Genomic DNA, 19,573 nt, shown 5'->3' with positions numbered 1-19,573 from the left:
GCACTGAGCCTCAGGCGAACAGCACCATTCGGGCGCCTGATCGGTGCAGTTCGCTTGAAGCTCAATCTGCCCACCGATTTCTGCGTTTATTCACTTGTTTCCACGACGACGTCCTGTAGAACAGTAGCAACCATGGGATGTCATTCATGAAGTGTCTGCATTTAACCGTTTTCCCTCTGCTGGTACCGCTGTCACTGTTTGCCGAGCCGGCAACCCTGGAACCGGTGACCGTTACCAGTACCCGTATGGAAAGGCCTCTGGCCGACACACCAGCCGCTGTTACGGTGGTAGACGCAGGGAGCAAACTGGGCCAGCCCCGTCTGCAACTGGATGAAAGCCTCAACCGTGTCCCGGGGCTTTATCTGCAGAACCGTTACAACTTCGCCCAGGGCTTGCGCCTGTCATCACGGGGTTTTGGTTCCCGTGCCCCCTTCGGGGTCAGGGGGCTGCGCCTGAATGTGGACGGTTTCCCGGAAACCCTGCCGGACGGCCAGTCGCAACTGGACAGCATCGACCTGTTTGCAGTGGAACAAATCACGGTACTGCGAGGCCCAAGCTCGCTGTTCTACGGCAACGCCACCGGTGGCGTGGTGGACATCACCACGCAATCCGGAAAAACCCGCAATGATAGTGCCAGCGTATCGCTGGTCGGCGGCAGCCACGGGCTGAAACAAGCCAATGTGCAGACCACAGGCCGTCATGATCAGGGCCATCACGCTCTCAGCCTGACAGCTCTGGATTACCCGGGTTTTCGCGAACAGAGCGAGGTTCGTAAATATCAGTTCACCGGCCAGGCCGGCTGGGATCTTGCGGACACCCGCACGGTCACAGTCTTTCTCACCGCCATGGATACCCCCGTTGCCCAGGACCCGGGGGGCTTGACCCGCCAACAGGCCCACCAGGATCGGCGGCAAGCCAGCCGCTTTGCCTCCCGGCTGAATGCCGGTCAGCAGGTCGACCAGCAACGTCTGGGGCTGCATTATCGTGATGACGCCTTCGCCAACGGGCTGCTCAATGCCCGCGCCTTTATCAGCCAACGGGATTTTCGCCAGCAACTGCCCTTTCCCGGTAGCAGCCTGATTGATTACCAGCGGCTGTTTTACGGCGCTCGGCTGGATTACACCCTGCCCTTTACCGTATTGACGCTACCGCACCGTCTGTTACTGGGCGTCGATATGGATCGCCAGGAAGACGACCGTGGTCGCCGGGCGGTCAGCCCCACTGGCAACATCACTGCTGTCACCGCTGACGAAGAACAACAGGCCAGCGCCAACGGCATTTTTCTGCAACTGGACAGTCACTTGTCCGATCGCCTTATGCTCACAATCGGGGGGCGCGCAGACCGACTGCGCATGACCATCAACGATGCATTACTGACTGATGGCAACGATAGTGGTCGCCGTGAGTTTGCAGAAAACAGCTACAGCGCCGGGCTAAGCTGGCAAGTCAGCCCCGCGCACACACTCTACACAACGGTCAGTTCTGCCTTTGAAAGCCCCACCTTTACCGAGCTGGCTAACCCTTCCGGAGCGGGGGGGTTCAATCCGGACCTGGAACCGCAAACCGCACTGAACCGGGAGGTGGGCGCCCGTGGTGCACTGGGCGATCGGCTCTTTTACGAAGCAGCCCTGTTCCGGGTGGATGTGGATGATGAAATCACTCCCTACGAAATCGGCGGTCGCACCTTTTACCAAAACGCCGGCCAGACACGCCGCGATGGCCTGGAGCTGGGCCTGGAACACGCCACCACAGACCATCTGACCCTGGCTTTTTCATGGACCTGGTCCGACTTTCGTTTCCAGGAATTTTACGACACCCAGCAGAATGCGGATGTCAGCGGCGAACGACTACCCGGTATCCCGCAGCACCAGCTCTTTGCCGGGATTGACTGGCAGGCCGACAGCGGTCTGTTTGCGTCAGTGGAATCGCTACTCGGCAGCCACCGCTATGCGGAAAATACCAATCGCACAAGGGTCGGCAGCGAGTGGCTGGTGAACGTACGGGGCGGCAAGGCATGGACACTGAATCGACAAACGCTGACCCTGTTTGCCGGCATCGACAATCTGCTGGATCGCGACTATTACAGTAACCTGCGCATCAATGCGAACAGCGACCGGCCGGTGGAAAATCGCGGCTACTTCGAGCCCGGCCCGGGTACCGGTTACTACGCCGGGTTTACGCTGGACTGGTAGCAGCCTCCTACGCGGCTTCGTGGTAGGCGGTGTGTTCGCGCCTCAAGCGGCGCTCCTACAAAACCCAGGCAGCGTGGACCGAAGCGACCTGCTCTTGGTTAAGGTGTCAGGCGGCTTGCGGGGCTGGATGCCTGATGGCAGAGCCTTAAAGCTTAACCCCTGACCGTCGCCACAGATTGCGTAGGGTGCACTGAGCCTAAGGCGAACTGCACCATCAAACGCCGGATCGGTGCAGTTCGCCTGAGGCTCAGTGCACCCTACGTGCTGAAAAACCACCGGTTTTGCGAACATAAAAAAGCCCCGGCCGCGAAAACGCCACCGGTGCTTTTTTCGCTAACTACAATCAGAACGCAGACACGCCACCATCCACGGCAATGGCCTGACCATTCATGTAGCTGTTGGCCGGGGACAGCATCATCAACATAACAGTAACGATTTCTTCCGGCTGACCTAGCCGCTTCATGGGGCAACCGGACGCCAGCATGGCATGCATGGTGGCCTTGTCTTCGGACAGGTTGCCTTCGTCCACCATGGGCGTGTGGGTGTAGAACGGGCAGATCGCGTTGACACGAATATTGCGCTTTGCCACTTCCACCGCGGCGGTTTTGGTCAGCCCGATCACCGCATGCTTGGCCGCGGAGTAAGCGCCAATTTTCGGCGCGCCACCCAGCCCGGCCATGGAACTCACGTTGACGATGCTGCCACCGTTTTCCTTCATGGCAGCAATCTGGTGCTTCATGCCGAACATCACCCCTTTCACATTCACGTTCACCTGCTGGTCCAGCACTTCCTCGGTGAGTTGATCGAAAGGAATAAAACCGTGGGCGATGCCGGCATTGTTCACCGCCATATCCAGGTGGCCAAACTGCGCCAGCGCGGTTTCCACCATGGCCTTGCAGTCCGCTTCACTGGACACATCACAACGCAACGCCGCCACTTTAACGCCCTGATCGGCCAGCGCTTCGGCTTGCGTGTTCAGGGCATCCATATTGATATCCCCCAACACCAGCGCCGCACCGCGCTTGCCGAGCTCTTCAGCCAGCAACTTGCCAAAACCACTGGCCGCACCGGTAATCAGCGCTGTCTTGCCGGTAAAATCCAGAATTGGATCCATTGTGTTCTCCTTCGTCGAACAGCTACAAGCCTCAAGCTTCAAGCCACAACACGGGCATGGCCGTGCTAACCAAATTACGCATTGCCCGCGCTTCCAGGTGAAAAGAAAACACCAAATTCAGGAACTCTTTGGCTTTCCCAATTCTAGCTTGTAGCTTGTAGCTTGTAGCTTGTAGCTTGTAGCTTGTAGCTTGTAGCTTGTAGCTCGTAGCTCGTAGCTCGTAGCTCGTAGCTCGTAGCTCGTAGCTATTAGATGGTCATGCCACCGTCTACCACAACGCACTCCCCGGTCACATAACTGGACGCATCGGAGACCAGATACAGCACGGTGCCCGCCATCTCTTTCGGGTCGGCATGGCGACGCATGGGGATCTGGCTGATGGCGGAATCGTAGATGTCCTCGTTGGTGAACAGGGCACCGGCGAACTTGGTTTTGGTGAGGCCCGGCAGCAAGGCATTGACCCGCACATTGAACGGGGCGCATTCCTGGGCGAAAGATTTGGTCATGCTGATCACTGCCGCCTTGGAGATCGAATAGATAGCCTGCATGTCGCCCGGAGTGAGGCCATTCACCGAAGCGGTGTTCACGATGGCACCACCGCCATGTTCGCGCATCAGCTTGGCGCCTTCCACGGACATGTAGAAGTAGCCGCGCAGGTTCACATCCACGGTCTTGTCGAAGGCATCTACCGGGGTGTCCAGAATGTGCCCAAAGAAGGGATTGGCTGCGGCGTTGTTGACGAGAATATCCAGCTTGCCGTGAGTCTCGCGGATATGGGAAAAGATCGCCTGGATCTGTGCCATTTCGCCGATATGGCAGGGGAAGGCTTCCGCACTGCCACCGTCTGCCTGGATCGCGTCTGCCACCGCCTGACAGCCATCGATCTTGCGGCTGGAGACGATCACGTGGGCGCCCTGCTCCGCCAGCAGTCTGGCAATCTCTTCACCAATCCCGCGGCTGGCGCCGGTGACCAGGGCAATCTTGCCCTCAAGATTAAAAAGGGTGGTACTCATTACTACTCTCCCGATAAAAAGCAAAAATAATGCTGTAGGAGCCATGCTCGCATGGCTCCTACAATGAGGCTTTACGCCCCTTCTTTGATAATCTGCACGGCCATGGACGCCAGCGGCTCGACCAGCGCACCGACCTGAGCAGCCTCCTTACTCGAGGCATTACCATCCACGGCCCGTTTCGCCACACCCTGACAGATGGCAGCAAGACGGAAGAAACTGAAGGCCAGATAGAATTCCCAGTTGTCGATGCGGTCGATGCCGCGACGCTGGCAGTACTGATCGACATACTCTTTTTCCGTGGGGATCCCCAGTGCCTTGCGGTCAACCCCCTGCAGGCCCGCCATCTTGGCGCCCCGCTGTGGCATGCGCATCCCCATACACTGGTAGGCCAGGTCCGCCAGCGGATGTCCCAGGGTGGACAGCTCCCAGTCCAGCACAGCGATGACCTTGGGTTCGCTGGGGTGCCACATCATGTTGTCCAGCCGATAGTCGCCATGAACCAGCGATACCTGGCCATCGTCTTCCGGCTGGTTGGCCTGCAGCCAGGCGATCAACTCGTCCATAGCAGGGATGTCCTGCAACTTGGAGGCTTCGTACTGCTGGGTCCAGCGACCCAGTTGCCGCTCGAAGTAGTTGCCGGGCTTGCCGTAATCCGCCAGGCCAACCTTGTCCAGATCCACACTGTGCAGGGCCGCCAGCACCCGGTTCATTTCTTCGTACATGGCCGCACGGGTAGCATTGCCTGACTCCCCCTCGCCGGCTTCCGGCAACGAGGCGCCCCACAGAATGCGGCCTTCACAGAACTCCATCACGTAGAACATGGAACCGATTACGTCCCTGTCTTCGCACAGATGCAGTACCCGTGGCACCGGCACATCCGTGTCTTTCAGTGCCGCCATGACGCGGAACTCGCGATCCACCGCATGGGCTGACTTGAGCAGCTTGCCCGGCGGCTGCCGGCGCAACACATAAGCACCGGACGGTGTGGTGATCTTGAAGGTGGGGTTGGACTGACCGCCTTCGAACTTGTCAGCCTCGATGGGCCCGTTGAAGCCACCGATGTGCTGCTCAAGGTATTCGGCCAGTTTCTGTGTATCCAGCGTATCCACCTGGGACATGGAGCTCTCCTGTTATTCTGTCTGCTGCGCAATAGGCAAAGCCCGGAGTGCAGTAAACACCCCGGGCAAACACCGCTTCTCAGGCGAAGTATTTGGCCAGGTTGCGGCCCAGTTGCATCATGTGCACCTGATCCGGTCCATCCGCCAGCCGCAAGGTGCGGGCATAGCTGAAGAAGTTGACCAGCGGGGTATCCTGGCTCAGCCCCGCCGCCCCATGGACCTGAATCGCCCGATCAATGACATTTAACGCCATATTGGGCGCAACCACCTTGATCATAGCGATCAAATCCTTGGCGACTTTGTTACCTTCGCGATCCATGGTGTCCGCCGCCTTCAAGGTCATCAGCCGTGCCTGCTCGATTTCGCAGTAGGAACGAGCCAGATCTTCACGCACCGAGCCCTGCTTGCTCATGGGCTGGCCGAATACCACACGCTCGTTGACGCGCTTGGCCATCAGCTCGAAGGACTCCTGGGCAGCACCGATCAGACGCATGCAATGGTGGATACGGCCCGGCCCCAGGCGACCCTGGGCGATTTCAAAGCCACGGCCTTCACCCAGAATCATGTTTTCCTTGGGCACCCGCACGTTGTCGAAGACCACTTCCGCATGACCTTCCGGTGCGTCGTTGTAACCAAACACCTGCATCGGGCGCACGATATTCACCCCGGGAGTGTTGGTGGGCACCAGAATCTGTGACTGCTGCGCATGGCGATTCGGATTGTCCGGATCGGTCTTGCCCATCACGATCATGATTTCGCAGGTCTTGCGCATGGCACCGCTGATATAGAACTTGCGGCCATTGATCACGTAGTCGTCGCCGTCACGCTCAATCCGGGTTTCGATATTGGTGGCATCGGACGACGCCACTTCCGGCTCGGTCATGGCAAAGGCACTGCGGATACGCCCTTCCAGCAGCGGCTGCAGCCAGTCTTTCTTCTGCTGCTCATTGCCATATTTGGCCAGCACTTCCATGTTGCCGGTATCCGGCGCGGCACAGTTGAAGGCTTCGGAGGCAATACGGCTTCGGCCCATTTCCTCGGCCAGCGGCGCGTATTCCAGATTGCTCAGGCCAGCACTGTATTCCCCGTATTCACTGGGTAGAAACAGGTTCCACAGCCCCTTGGCCCGGGCTTTCTCTTTCAGCTCTTCCATTACCGGCGGCGTTTCCCACGGACTTTTTTCCAGCTGTTCGTGATAAAGCCCTTCCACCGGGCGAATCTCGGTATTGATGAAATGACGTACCTGGTTGATCAGGTCCTGCACTTTTTCTGTGTATTGAAAATCCATGACGCTCTCCCTTGTCGCTTGTTCGTTACAGTCTTTGTGCTGCGTTGAAAATTAAAAATAGGTAATGGCTTCGAACCGATCCGGACGATCCAGGTGCGGCACATTGTTGAAACTGGCCATACGCACCACCTTGTTATTAAAGAAACCGTGGGTAACGCTGCTGTTGCGAATCTGCAGATTCAATTCCACCACGGTGTCATCGGCGGCATTGAGGGCATGTTTGAGAAACATGGCCATGGCACCGCCGGAACTGACAATCAGAATGCGATCTCTGTCGCTGTACTGCTGCTGAATATGATGGCGGGCCGCCAGTACCCGGTCAGAGAAGGACTGCCAGGTTTCCGGCAGATCACCGGTGAGCTCGTCCAGGCGCCAATGCTTCATGGCCGTTTTCAGCGCCTTGTAGAATGCTGCCACAGGCGCCCCTTCCCCGGGTGCCTGTTCCGGGTACTGGGTCAGGTAGGCATCGACGATAGACTGGAAATCGAACTCATTAAGCCCGGCGTGAATATCTTCCGGTAACGCCACGCCCAGCCCTTCACAGATGCCCGCGCCGGTTTCCCGGTGGCGCACCAGGTCTCCTGACAGCAGTGCGTCGAAACCCATGTCCCGTTCGGCGAAATACTCCCCCAGCCAGCGAGCCTGCTGATGGCCGAGTTCCGAGAGGCGGTCATAGTTGTCGGTGCCGAACGATGCCTGTCCGTGACGGACAAGATAGAACTGGGCCATGTGGAATCCTTACAACGGGCAAGAGATCGAATAGCAATTACCCCAGCCTAGTGCACCCCCTTGAGTTAGTGAAATTGATATTTTGAATCCGGCAGAATGAATATGCTGCATGGCGATTTGACTGTTATTCGAAATAACGTTTCGATATCTTCGACCCTCACACCTAACAGCCGGAGCGCCCTTATGACAGATCTGACCTTCAGCAGCGGCTTTGTGCAGGCCAGGGAAAAGGGTGCCGTCCTGCATCTGACGCTGGATCGAGCGGACAAGCTCAATGCCATGACCGCCAGCATGTACCAGGACCTGACCCGTGCGGTGAACCACCTGGCAGAAAGGGACGATCTGCATGTGTTACTGCTCACCGGCAACGGCCGCGCCTGGTGCGCCGGCAACGATATCGGCGATTTCCTCAATGCGGACCCGGCCAGCCGGGACAACGGCACTCTCAGCCCTGCCATGGTGCTGGTGCATGCCCTAATGGCCCTGGACAAGCCCGTGGTGATTGGCGTGCAGGGCAACGCCACTGGCATCGGCACCACCCTGCTGCTCCATGCGGACCTGGTGGTAGCCGCCGACGATGCCCGCTTCCAGACCGCCTTTATCAATCTGGGCCTGGTACCCGAAGCCGGCTCCAGCCTGCTGCTACCCGCCCTGATCGGTCGCCAGAACGCCAACCGCCTGCTACTGGCCGGCGATACCCTGACAGCGCAAGAAGCGGAGCGCTGTGGCCTGGTCGCCTACCGGGTAACGCCAGACGAACTGGAGCCCGCCGCCCAGGCTCTGGCACAGCGGCTGGCCGAGAAATCCCCGGCCGCCATGGCCATGACCAAGCAGCTACTGCGCCAGAGCGAGACAGCCATCAAGACCCAGATCGAAAAGGAAAGTGTGTTGTTTGCGGAAAGGATGTTCAGTGAGGATACAAGGGAGCGGTTTGCGGGATTCTTGAAAGGCGGGAAATAAGTGAACAGTTAACAGCGACGCGAATCTTGTGTTGCTGTTATCAAACGTAAGAGGCCGCGCCCAGGGGATGGGCGCGGCCTCTTTGCGTTGAAACCATTACGCTCTGACGCGCGGCGCTGTTAACTATTCACTATTCACTATTCACTGTTAACTGCCTTTCATCACTCCCCGCAGCGCCACCAACACCACCTCATCCACCACATCCTGCCGTTGTGCCGGCGTTTCCGTGTCGCGGGGTTGATACCAGTTGATCACCGAGTTCATGGCGCCGAAGACGGGTTTGATGGACATCTTCGGGCGAGCCGCACGCATGGAGCCGTTGGCAATGCCCTCTTCCAGCACCGTCAGGAACAGCCCTTCGCAGCGTTTGCGTCGTTCCTGCAGGCGCTCGAGCTGGGCCCGCTGGGCCTCGGTGGTGCTGCTGCGCAGCAACATCTGCACCGCTTCGGAGACCGTGCGCTGGTAAGGCTGGGTACGAATCAGGGTGCGCACATAACAGCGAGCCATTTCGGTAAAACGTTCCGGGGCCGGCAGACCGGAACCGACGACCGGCTCCAGCTCTTCAAAAAGCGCATCCATGGCCCGATGATGAATTTCGAAGAAGAGCTGCGCCTTGGAGTCGAAGTAGTGATATACCATTCCCTTGGTGGCAGAAAGACGCCGGGCAATGTCATCAATGCTGGTGGCATTGAAACCCCTCTCCATAAAACACAGGGCCGCCGCGTCGAGAATGGCATCGCGGGGGTCGGTAAGCAGGGCTTCACTTTGTTCTGACATGGTGCTCCTCAATAACGGTGCAGACCAATATTATCGGAAAATAGTGACATAACCGGGCCCGCCCACCATTGACCCTCCCGCACAGCAGTGACGGAATTCTCGCCCTTCGTGGCGCTTTTCACCCTTTACGGCCAATTACGCCGCTTTCATACTATTATTTTTAAAATGATATTCTGAAAATATGGCGCATTCGCGCCTCTACAGGGAGAGCCGCATGAGCAGAGCGCAAATTACGATTGAGGAACTGCAGGCAAAAACCGGTGAAGCTGTGGGCGTGTCCCAGTGGCGAGCCGTGGACCAGCAGCGCATCGACGGCTTTGCTGAGTTGACCGAAGATCCCCAATGGATCCACACAGACCCGGCGCGGGCCGCAAAGGAAAGCCCTTTCGGCACCACCATCGCCCACGGCTTTCTGTCCCTGTCGCTGCTGTCCGCCATGGCCATGGACGTGCTGCCCACCATCAAGGGGCAAGTAATGGGCATCAACTACGGCTTCGACAAGGTGCGTTTCATGAACCCGGTGCGTGAAGGCAGCAAGGTGCGCGGCAAATTCACACTGCTGGAAGTGAAGCAGCGCTCCGATAAAGAATGGCAACTGCGCCATGGTGTGGAAGTGGAAATCGAAGGGCAGGATAAACCCGCTCTGATCGCCGAATGGCTGAGCCTGGCGATAATTAGTTGAAAGTTCAAAGTTTAAATTTGAAAAGCGCGGGAGAAGGCGTGCTGAACGAAACGCCTTTACCCGCAGCCCTATTCCAGTGAGTTGAAACGTTCAGCCAGTTAACGCCTGCGTCGCGGCACTGGAGCCAATCGTTTGGCAGTGCCGTTACGCGCGTTTCAACTTTGAACTTTGAACTTTCAACTCACAAAACATCCGGAGAGAGAAACATGACAATCCGTTTTGACAATCAGGTGGCCATTGTCACCGGCGCCGGTAACGGCCTGGGCAAATGCCATGCGCTGGAACTGGCTCGTCTCGGCGCCAAGGTCGTGGTCAATGACTTCGGCGGGGCCCGCGATGGCAGTGGCGGCTCCAGCGACGCTGCCGAGCAGGTAGTCGCGGAAATCCAGGCCGCTGGTGGCAAAGCCATTGCCAACGGCGCTGATGTCTCCAGCCCAGAACAGGTGGATGCCATGGTGAAGCAGGCCATGGACACCTGGGGGCGCATTGATGTGCTGGTTAACAACGCCGGCATCTTGCGCGACAAGAGCTTTGTGAAAATGACCCAGGACGACTGGGACAAGGTGGTGGCCGTTCACCTGACCGGCTCCGAGATCTGCACCAGAGCAGTCTGGCCGATCATGCGCGAACAGGGCTACGGCCGTATCGTCATGACCACGTCCACCTCCGGCCTGTACGGCAACTTCGGTCAGGCCAACTACGGCGCTGCCAAGATGGCCGTGGCAGGACTGATGAACACTCTCTGCATCGAAGGGGAAAAATACGACATCAAGGTCAACTGCATTGCACCCACTGCAGCCACACGCATGACCGAAGACCTGATGCCCCCGGAAGTGCTGGCCATGCTGGAGCCCAAGGAAATCACCCCGGCGGTCCTGTTCCTGTGTAGTAACAACGCCCCCACCCACCGCATCGTACTGGCTGGCGCCGGCTGCTACGCCATGGTTCGCCTGATGGAAAGCGAAGGCGTCTACCTGAATGAAGACGAGCGAAATGTGGATGGCGTCGCCGCCCATTTTGAACAGATCGGCAACATGGATAACGCTCGGGAGATTCTTGCCGGCGGCGACCATGTGACCAAGATTCTTACCAAGGCAGCTCAGGCCAAAGGCATCAAGCTGGGTTAGACGCAGCAGCTCAGCAACCGGCTGCAGGCAAGCTCCTGCAGTGAGACACCGACCGAATATCAATCTGGAGAGGCATCATGAGAGAAGCCGTCATCGTTTCCACCGCCCGCACCCCCATTGGCAAAGCTTACCGGGGCGCCTTCAACGACACCCAGGCCCAGGCGCTGGGGGGCCATGCCATCAAGCACGCCGTTGATCGCGCCGGCATCGACCCGGAATCCATTCAGGACGTGATCATGGGCGCGGCCCTGCAGCAGGGTAGCACCAGTGGCAACGTGGCTCGCCAGTGCGCCCTGCGTGCCGGCCTGCCCACCAGCGTGTCCGGCATGTCCATGGACCGTCAGTGCGCGTCCGGCCTGATGGCCATTGCCACTGCCGCCAAGGAAATCATCGTCGATAATATGGATGTGGCTGTTGCCGGCGGTCTGGAATCCATTTCCCTGGTACAGAACGACAAGATGAACACCTTCCGCGCCGCCGACCCCTGGCTGAAGCAACATCGCCCGGACATCTATATGTCCATGCTGGAAACCGCCGAGATCGTGGCCGACCGCTACAACGTATCCCGCGATGCCCAGGACGAGTACGCCTTCCAGTCACAGATGCGTACCGCCGCCGCCCAGGAAGCAGGCAAATTCGATGACGAGATTGTCCCCATGACCACCGTCATGAAGGTGATGAACAAGGAAACCAAAGAGATTTCCGATCAGGAAGTCACCCTGGGCAAAGACGAAGGCAATCGCCCGCAAACCACCCTGGAAGGCCTGCAGTCCCTGCAGCCTGTATTCAAGGGCGGCCAGCAGGTACAGGAAGGCGGTTTCATCACCGCCGGTAACGCTTCCCAGCTGTCCGACGGCGCCAGCGCCTGCGTGCTGATGGAAGCGAAGGAAGCCGAGCGCCTGGGCCTGCAACCACTGGGGGCCTACCGCGGTATGGCTGTCGCTGGCTGTGACCCGGACGAGATGGGCATCGGCCCGGTGTTTGCGGTACCCAAGCTGCTCAAGCGTTTCGGTCTCACCGTGGATGACATCGGCATCTGGGAGCTTAACGAAGCCTTCGCCAGTCAGTGCCTGTACAGCCGCGACCGCCTGGGCATCGACCCGGAGAAATACAATGTGAACGGCGGCGCCATTTCCATCGGCCACCCCTACGGCATGTCCGGTGCCCGCATGACCGGCCACGCCCTGATCGAAGGCAAGCGCCGGGGCGTCAAGTATGTGGTTGTCACCATGTGCATCGGGGGCGGCATGGGCGCCGCTGGCCTGTTTGAAGTGTTCTGATTTCTGTTTTGACTTCCCCTTCAGGGCGCCTTACGGCGCCTTTTTTTTGTTTTCATGATCAGGGTCCACTGCCGGGACAAACCTTACTGTGTTTTCTGCGATGGAATTCTTTAGCAAATGTGTCAACGCTCACAAATAACACTAAAATGAAATCTTCTTTTATTTGTTACCCTGGGTAACGAATCACCGAGAACGGTAAACATCCCCTTTAATATCGTTTCTTTATCGTGGTCTTGAATCACGAAAATCCATAAAAGCTAACGTCTTTATTCCAGAAACAGGCTCTTCGCTCCCCATTCCCCCTCAACTTCGACGTTGGTCTGTCTTGACCACATACCCACCGGTATGTATGAATTGAATCCGACACATCGCTTTTTGAAATAACGGTTCAAAAAAAGCGAGAGTCAGGATTTTAGCGCCCGATGGGACCGGGCGTGACAACAAGTGCGCTACAACAACGTTCACAACAACAAACGGAATTTCTACCCGGCTCATCACCGGGTAGTGGGAGAGCAAAATAATGCAAAGCAAAGCGATCGCTGTCGGCTGCAGCAGTGCCCTGGCTCTGGGCCTGCTGACAGCCGCAGCCCCGGCCATGGCTGGCGAAAAACAGTTCAATGAAGACGTCAGCGTCAAATGGAACCTGAAAGCCTCCTTGGGCGCTATTTCCCGTATGGAGTCTGCCCGCAAGGAAAATCTGTTTGCCGGTGATACCCCCGGCGGCACGTCCGGTTCCGCCGTCTCTGACGACGGCAACCTGAACTATGATGGTGGTGAAGTGGTGTCTGCCGTTGCCAAGGCAGTGGGCGACGTCAACCTGCAGTACAAGAACTATGGCCTGTTTGTGCGCGCCAAGGGCTGGTACGACTACGTGCAGAAAGAGAAGGATGTTCCCCACGGCAACTTCCCCAATGAATTTGTCGGCGGCGAGCCGCTCAGCGATGACGGCTTTGATCGCAACTCCAAATTCCAGGGAGCCACCTTTCAGGATGTCTTTGTCCACGGTACCTTTCAGGTCAATGAGCAGCCCCTGAAACTGAAGGCGGGTCGTCAGACTCTGCTGTGGGGACGCAGCCTGTATTCCCGTGGTTCCCTCAGTGCGCTCAACGCCATCGACCTGGCAGCCCTGCACCGCCCCGGTGCCGAGTACACCGAGTTCTTCAAGCCCGCTGGCATGGTGACCGCTGACTACAAGTTTACCGACCGGCTCTCCATGAAATCCTTCTACCAGTATGAGTGGCGGGCCGCGAACCTGGATGGCTGCGGCACCTTCTTTTCCACCCTCGACAACACCGCCGTCGGTTGTGATGCCACCTTCTCCAGCTCGGTGATTATTCCCAACAAGACCGCCTACGAAAATGGCGTCTACATTCCACGCCGGGACGAAAAAGAGCCGGATGATGGCGGTCAGTACGGGCTGAAATTCGACTATGCCTTCCCGAAATCCAAGGCCAAGGTGGGCGCCTACTTCCTGAACTATCACATGCGTCTACCGATCTACTCGGTGACCAAGGAAGACAGCCCGCTGGCGCAGGGGATTACCGCTGGCAACGACATCGCCTACTTCTATGAATACCCGGAAGACATTCAGGTGATCGGCCTCACCGCTGACAAGACCTTTGAGGGTGTCGGCAATCTGGCCATGAACCTGAGCTACCTGCCGGATATGCCAGTCCAGATCAACACCCCGGATCTGACTACCGCGCGGGTACTGGAAGCCAATGGCGTGCCAGCAGCCGCCGCACAGGGGTTTGCCACCGTTCCCCAGGACACCATCGACTATGTCTACGGCTCCGGCAACGAAGTCACCGGTTTCCAGGAATTCGATATCCAGCGTGCCGAAGTGACCTTCACCACAGTCATTCCCAAATTGCTGGGTGCACAGAAGACCATTGTCTCAGCTCAGGTAGGTTCCGAGTTCATTGATGACCTGCCGGATCAGGAAGACATGCGCTTCCGCCGCCACACCAACTTCGGGGTTGGCGAGCTCGGAGAGGATGGCTATGTGACTGACTTCAGCTGGGGCTACCAACTGACGCTCAAATCCACCTATGCCAACGTCATTGGTCCGGTGGCGTTGACCCCGTCGCTGACCATGAAGCATGGCGTGGAAGGCTATTCCAGCGATGACGCCCTGCAGGAAGACGAACGCAGCCTGGGTCTGGGTGTAGGCATGAGCTACAAGAAACTCAGCGCCGACCTGTCCTACACCACTTATAACGATGCCAGCTATAGCGTGGTCAACGACCGGGATTATCTGTCCCTGAGCACCACCTACAACTTCTGAGAAGGCAAGGACACCGCAGGCTGCTCCTCAGTGGCCTGCCAACCAGAATGAGGATGGAACGATGAGAAAAGTGAAATTTGCCATGGTGGCCCTGTTCGCTGCACTGCTCGCCGCCTGTGTCACCGGCTACCACGACACCCGTATGGTCAACACCCAGACCGGCGTAGAAAAAGACCCACAGGGTCCCTACCAGTCATTGGTGGTGGGGGTCCTCGTTGAGCACGAACTGCGTGGCCACCTGGAAAACGCCATCGTTGCCAGGTTTGCCGAGCAAGGCATCAAGGCCACCGCCGCCCATACGGTCTTTGGTGACAAAGGCATCGAAGGCAAAAGCCGCGACTATCTGGCAGAACGCATGCAAGAAAACGGCTTCGACAGTGCCCTGGCCATTCACCTGGAAGAACAGCGCAGCGAAACCCTGGAAGTAAAAGGTGATCCCGGCGCCGCGGTACCGATCGCCGGCACCATGACCATGCGTCCTCAGGTATTCAGCGATGACTTTTTTGTGAATGAGGACATCTATGTGGTTCGGCTGGACCTCTGGGACGTGAACCAGCAAGCGATTATCTGGCAAGGCAACACCGTCAGCTTCAATACCGGCGGCTTCAAGGGCCTGGAAAAAGGCGCAGGCCACTTTGCCCAGGTCATCACCAACGCCATCGGTAAGGCCGATATCTTCTGATCCTGTTTTCTCCTTGATTGTCTCCACCTTCCTTGCCCACTTCGGTGGGCATTTTTTTGCCTTGTCCTGTCACGATCCTGTCATGCCGACCCGGCATATTGACCACCTATCAAGGAGAGAGGCCCGCCCTCTTGCTTCTGGCGGGCGCCATCGCTAGGCTTGAGAACTGAATTCAAAGAGATTTCACCATGAACGCAGCCCTGCACAATCACAGCATCAATGCAGACCGCAAGCCGGTCGGCACGGTTGTGCCCGCTGCCTTCTATTACGGGTATTGGTTTAGCCGCTCGCGCGCCTGACCGTTACCCAGGCGCGCCCGCTACGGGACGCCTGCCGAATCACGAAAACCCCGGTCGGTATCCCGCCCGGGGTTTTTTATTGCCCAGACAACCGCACCACAGAGGACAAACACCATGTATCGATATGGCCAGCACCACAAAGACACGCTATTTAGCCAGTGGCAACGCCCACTCCAGCGAACACTACGATCGAATCACGCGCGACGGTAACCGCGCACCGAACAGTAAGGAACGACCATGCAACAGACTCAGAGCTCTACCGCCAGCCAGGCCGACATCAGCCCGCGACGCAGCCTGCCGCTGCCCTCCCCCACCGTGCTGCGCGAACGCCTGCCAGTGGACGCCCAGCTGGCAGCACAGATCACGGCCCATCGACAGACCGTACGCGATATTCTCAACGGCACCGACGACCGCCTGCTGGTGATCACCGGCCCCTGCTCGCTCCATGACCCGAAATCCGCACTGGAATACGGCCATCGCCTGAGCGAACTATCCCGCCAGCTGGGCGACAAGGTCTTTCTGGTGATGCGCGCCTACGTGGAAAAACCCCGCACCACCGTGGGCTGGAAAGGCATGCTCTACGACCCGCACCTGGACGGCAGCAACGACATCGCCACCGGCCTGAACGTGTCTCGCCACCTGTTGCTGGACCTGGCACGGCTGGGCTTGCCCCTGGCCACCGAACTGTTGCACCCCATGGCCGCCGACTACCTGGGCGACCTGCTCAGCTGGGCGGCCATCGGCGCGCGCACTACCGAATCCCAGATCCACCGGGAAATGGTCAGCGGCCTGCCCATGCCAGTGGGTTTCAAGAACGGAACCGACGGCAGTATCGACGTGGCGAGTGACGCCATGGGAGCAGCCGAGCATCCCCACACGCACCTGGGCATCGATGACAACGGCCACAGTGCGCTGCTACAAACCGCCGGCAACCCGGATACCCACCTGGTACTGCGCGGTGGCCACCATGGCCCCAACTACGATGCCAATAGCATCCGCACTGCCGTCGATGCCCTGCAGAGCAAAGGCCGCAACCCGCGACTGATCGTGGATTGCAGCCATGCCAACAGCGGCAAAGACCCACTGAGACAGCCGGAGGTACTGCGTGATCTGCTTGAACAGCGTGCCAGAGGCGAAAACCCAATCGCCGGCGTGATGCTGGAAAGTCACCTGCAAGATGGCAAACAGCCCCTGCAGAAACCGCTGCAATACGGCCTTTCCATCACCGATGGCTGCCTGGGCTGGGACAGGACAGAGCAGTTACTCTGTGGCATTGACTAGAGCGGTTAAGAGGGACGAATCTGCCGGAAAAATTGATGCAAATCACGAAACCGGCGCCTATTCGGTAAAGGCGCCGGTCCCGTGATAATGTCGACATAACAGACAGGAGCGCAGCATCATGACACTGGAACAATTAATTACCGCTTTCGTGTTGTTTCTCTGCGGCATTGCCGTGGTGGCATTTATTGTTTATCTGAAGAATCAGTCCAACAAACGATAAATCGCAGACCATTGAAATCAGCTGTAAAGCAGCTCACCCACCCCCATCTTGATCACGTTACCACCAATGCGACACTTCACTTCCTTGCCCGGCTTCTTGTCGAACTCCGCATGCAGAATACTCTTGCGGGTACCAGAGCTCCCCCGATCAATAGACAGTGTGTGCGTCCCCGCAGCGGTATCCTGCTGCTCCGCCAGATAGGCTATAAATTCCGGCATCACATTACCGATGGGAGGGAACACATCCCGGGGAAGGTTCGGGTTCAGCAAGCGCCCATGAAATTCCGAACTACCGGTAATACTCCCCGGTGCAAACAGGAACAATTCCGAGGTATAGACACCACCAAACAGATCGGCCCACCGCTCCGCATTCAAACTCGCCGCCAGCACATGCTCTGGCTTGGTAACCGGAATGATCAACGTAGGCGTATCCACATTGACCACCATGGGCTTGTTCTATGTGGTCGAAGGCAAGGCGCCCCTGGCCGCCCCGTTGGGCATAGGTTTCAGTGCATTTCACTGTGGCGGGAAAAGCTAACGTGACTCGAAGCGCTATTATGTTTCATTCACAGAGAATTATTTCAGGATAATAGGCTTGTCTTCATTAACAACGCAGCGGAAGCCGACATAGGGATGCCCTTCATAGCCAAATTCCTTGGTGATTCTGGGGGCGGCTTTTGGTGGTTCGTGGTAGCGCTGCAAAACCACCTTGCCACCTCGTACTGATTTCTCAGTGCCGCTTTCCGGCCCCTGCGGGTCCACTTCGGGAGAATTGGCGTAATAATCCGGGTCGAACCAGTCCAGAATCCACTCTTTGACGTTAGCACTCATGTCGTAAAAACCGAGTGGATTCGGCGGATAAGATCCAACTTTTTCCACACCGAGACCAGACCCGATATTGGTTCCCTTTTTCGGCATGCCGGTATCCGTGCCATACGCCACCTTTTTGCCCCGGCTGCGCGCCGCATATTCCCACTGACCTTCTGTGGGGAGGTCAATATTCAGGCCCGTGTTTTCTCCCAGCCAAAAGCAATAATCGCGGGCTTGCTGCCATGTCATATAACGAACCGGTTTTGCAGGTTTTCGGCTTCTTTTTCCCAACTTACGTTCGACCAGCAGCGGCTTCTCTGTAAATTGGGTATAAACATCAAACTCTTCAAACGTCACTTCATACTTCCCCATGGAATAGCTGGAAAGGGTGACTTTATGGACGGGTTCTGCAGTGCGTTTTTCTCCTGCAACCTGAAATACCCAAGGCATCCACATGGCATCGGGGTGGTTTTTATCAACAAATTCATAAGAGCCTAATGGCCCCTCATTGAAACTTTTACTCGTAATGTAGGCGCCAACATCACCCATCTGAAAGCCCCCCCCTCCACAAAAACCAGATTTTCGACGGAACGACGCAATACCGTTTGCACCTCTTTCGGTAGCTCTTGGTTGATTGTCACTTCAGTTTTGGGTACATCGGCACCAGCGCACGCGCCGAACGGTAAAACTGCCAACATGGTCAGCACTAAATACTTCATGCCGTCTCCTGGGCTTGTAGCGGTTGGTCTGCCAAAGCAATGGCAGGCAGAACTTCTTGACGTCGGGCCAGCATACGGTTGGTGCGCGGGAGTTGGAGCTGGGCCAGTCGGGTTTCTACCCCTTCGGGGGTGCTGTTGGTGCGGGCAGCCACGCCGCGCACGATGGTTTGCCACTCGTTTTCACCCTGGCTGTGATGGCCAATGGCTGCCAGGCCCCTGTCCACTTTCTGTTGCATGGTTACGTCACCCTTGAAGCGGGCTTCATCAGCACGATATAGCACGATATAGGGGACACGCATAAATTCAACTATGAAAAAGCAAAGCCTACCACCCTGCCAGGCTTTGCCCTGCCACCCATTTCCTGCCAGTTTGCTGGACATACTCACGGACCCTCGCCAAGGCGCCGACCGCAACAGGCTGGCGCTGTTTTCGTGATCTCATATGGGAAAGCCAGGCTTTCTCATCTATCCCCAAGCGATCCAGTATTTTCATCGATTTCCTGGGTATTGATCCTCGTTTATCGTCTAGTATCGCCCTGCCCGTACCCTCCACATGAAGCCGCTCACGCCATTGACCAATCATGTCCAGAGCCTTGAGGGATTCCCCCTCCTCAGTCTGTCCTTTGATCCAACGCTTCACGATAAGAGGACCACTGAACAGCTGCATCCAGCGCTCCGCAACCTCTTGATCTGTCAAGTCCAGCGCCTTTTGTTGATTGATGCGGAGAACCAGATGGTAGTGATTGGACATCACGGCATAAGCACAGAGATCGATAGCAAAGACCTCCGCCAAGGCGGCCAGACGATCCACCACCCACTGGCGGCGATGCTCATAGTTCTGGCCGGAGTAGCGATCCTTCCCGCAAAGAAAGGCCCGTAGTACGCAGCGACAGATACAGTGATAGTAAGGGGTAGAGTCCAGGGATACCTGGGTATAGCGAGCACGGGTCATGGGTTGCCTCCTTGCATATCCATGACTCGACAATACTGACCAAAT

Annotated in this window: 18 protein-coding genes; 8 read left to right on the top strand and 10 right to left on the bottom strand. The window is 57.5% G+C overall.

All coding sequences use genetic code 11. The features are described 5' to 3' along the window. Nucleotides 1-146 precede the first annotated feature (146 nt). A complete protein-coding gene (locus Q0Y02_RS12725) occupies nt 147-2,192 on the top strand; it encodes a TonB-dependent receptor (protein WP_297768998.1) in 2,046 nt (681 codons plus the stop codon). Between the two features lie 343 nt (nt 2,193-2,535). On the opposite strand, the gene Q0Y02_RS12720 is transcribed toward Q0Y02_RS12725, so the two are convergent. From Q0Y02_RS12720 to Q0Y02_RS12700, 5 genes are all read right to left on the bottom strand, one after another. Further along, a complete protein-coding gene (locus Q0Y02_RS12720) occupies nt 2,536-3,306 on the bottom strand; it encodes an SDR family NAD(P)-dependent oxidoreductase (RefSeq protein WP_297768994.1) in 771 nt (256 codons plus the stop codon). A gap of 248 nt (nt 3,307-3,554) precedes the next feature. After that, entirely contained in the window at nt 3,555-4,319 is a 765-nt protein-coding gene (locus tag Q0Y02_RS12715; RefSeq protein ID WP_297768992.1) for an SDR family oxidoreductase, read from the bottom strand. A 71-nt stretch (nt 4,320-4,390) separates the two neighbouring features. Further along, entirely contained in the window at nt 4,391-5,437 is a 1,047-nt protein-coding gene (locus Q0Y02_RS12710) for a phosphotransferase family protein (RefSeq protein ID WP_297768989.1), read from the bottom strand. A gap of 79 nt (nt 5,438-5,516) precedes the next feature. After that, nucleotides 5,517-6,725, bottom strand: coding sequence for an acyl-CoA dehydrogenase family protein (locus tag Q0Y02_RS12705; protein ID WP_297768986.1), 1,209 nt, complete (start codon nt 6,723-6,725; stop codon nt 5,517-5,519). Between the two features lie 51 nt (nt 6,726-6,776). Further along, complete coding sequence (locus Q0Y02_RS12700) at nt 6,777-7,454, bottom strand: histidine phosphatase family protein (RefSeq protein WP_297768982.1); 678 nt, start codon at nt 7,452-7,454, stop codon at nt 6,777-6,779. Between the two features lie 183 nt (nt 7,455-7,637). Between Q0Y02_RS12700 and Q0Y02_RS12695 the strand changes: the two genes are divergently transcribed. Then, complete coding sequence (locus Q0Y02_RS12695) at nt 7,638-8,414, top strand: enoyl-CoA hydratase-related protein (protein WP_297768980.1); 777 nt, start codon at nt 7,638-7,640, stop codon at nt 8,412-8,414. A gap of 147 nt (nt 8,415-8,561) precedes the next feature. Here Q0Y02_RS12695 and Q0Y02_RS12690 read toward each other — a convergent pair whose 3' ends face one another. Continuing rightward, the gene (locus Q0Y02_RS12690; protein ID WP_297768976.1) at nt 8,562-9,191 is read right to left on the bottom strand and encodes a TetR/AcrR family transcriptional regulator; all 630 of its coding nucleotides are present in this window, start codon (nt 9,189-9,191) and stop codon (nt 8,562-8,564) included. 214 nt (nt 9,192-9,405) lie between these two features. Here Q0Y02_RS12690 and Q0Y02_RS12685 point away from each other — a divergent pair, with 214 nt between their 5' ends. From Q0Y02_RS12685 to Q0Y02_RS12660, 6 genes are all read left to right on the top strand, one after another. Beyond that, the gene (locus Q0Y02_RS12685) at nt 9,406-9,873 is read left to right on the top strand and encodes a MaoC family dehydratase (RefSeq protein ID WP_297768973.1); all 468 of its coding nucleotides are present in this window, start codon (nt 9,406-9,408) and stop codon (nt 9,871-9,873) included. Between the two features lie 206 nt (nt 9,874-10,079). Then, a complete protein-coding gene (locus Q0Y02_RS12680; protein WP_297768970.1) occupies nt 10,080-11,000 on the top strand; it encodes an SDR family oxidoreductase in 921 nt (306 codons plus the stop codon). Between the two features lie 77 nt (nt 11,001-11,077). Then, nucleotides 11,078-12,280 carry an acetyl-CoA C-acyltransferase gene (locus Q0Y02_RS12675; protein WP_297768965.1) on the top strand — a complete coding sequence of 401 codons (1,203 nt, stop codon included), beginning with the start codon at nt 11,078-11,080 and terminating at the stop codon, nt 12,278-12,280. 520 nt (nt 12,281-12,800) lie between these two features. Next, nucleotides 12,801-14,567 carry a DUF1302 domain-containing protein gene (locus Q0Y02_RS12670; RefSeq protein ID WP_297768962.1) on the top strand — a complete coding sequence of 589 codons (1,767 nt, stop codon included), beginning with the start codon at nt 12,801-12,803 and terminating at the stop codon, nt 14,565-14,567. 61 nt (nt 14,568-14,628) lie between these two features. Beyond that, nucleotides 14,629-15,249: a hypothetical protein gene (locus Q0Y02_RS12665; RefSeq protein WP_297768959.1), complete on the top strand. Its 621-nt coding sequence runs from the start codon at nt 14,629-14,631 to the stop codon at nt 15,247-15,249. A 536-nt stretch (nt 15,250-15,785) separates the two neighbouring features. Then, complete coding sequence (locus tag Q0Y02_RS12660) at nt 15,786-16,829, top strand: 3-deoxy-7-phosphoheptulonate synthase (RefSeq protein ID WP_297768957.1); 1,044 nt, start codon at nt 15,786-15,788, stop codon at nt 16,827-16,829. Nucleotides 16,830-17,066: 237 nt separating this feature from the next. On the opposite strand, the gene Q0Y02_RS12655 is transcribed toward Q0Y02_RS12660, so the two are convergent. The 4 genes from Q0Y02_RS12655 to Q0Y02_RS12640 all read right to left on the bottom strand — a co-directional run bounded on the left by Q0Y02_RS12655 (nt 17,067) and on the right by Q0Y02_RS12640 (nt 19,528). Next, nucleotides 17,067-17,495 carry a hypothetical protein gene (locus Q0Y02_RS12655; protein WP_297768954.1) on the bottom strand — a complete coding sequence of 143 codons (429 nt, stop codon included), beginning with the start codon at nt 17,493-17,495 and terminating at the stop codon, nt 17,067-17,069. Between the two features lie 129 nt (nt 17,496-17,624). Beyond that, nucleotides 17,625-18,407 (bottom strand): SUMF1/EgtB/PvdO family nonheme iron enzyme, encoded by a 783-nt coding sequence (locus Q0Y02_RS12650; protein WP_297768951.1) that lies wholly within the window; start codon nt 18,405-18,407, stop codon nt 17,625-17,627. Nucleotides 18,408-18,573: 166 nt separating this feature from the next. Beyond that, nucleotides 18,574-18,876, bottom strand: a complete 303-nt coding sequence (locus tag Q0Y02_RS12645; protein ID WP_297768948.1) for a hypothetical protein — start codon at nt 18,874-18,876, stop codon at nt 18,574-18,576. A gap of 25 nt (nt 18,877-18,901) precedes the next feature. Beyond that, nucleotides 18,902-19,528, bottom strand: a complete 627-nt coding sequence (locus tag Q0Y02_RS12640; RefSeq protein WP_297768946.1) for a hypothetical protein — start codon at nt 19,526-19,528, stop codon at nt 18,902-18,904. Nucleotides 19,529-19,573 lie beyond the last annotated feature (45 nt).

The organism is uncultured Alcanivorax sp. (genome assembly GCF_947258575.1).
GTDB lineage: Bacteria > Pseudomonadota > Gammaproteobacteria > Pseudomonadales > Alcanivoracaceae > Alcanivorax.
This window is presented reverse-complemented; position numbering and strand designations above follow the sequence as displayed.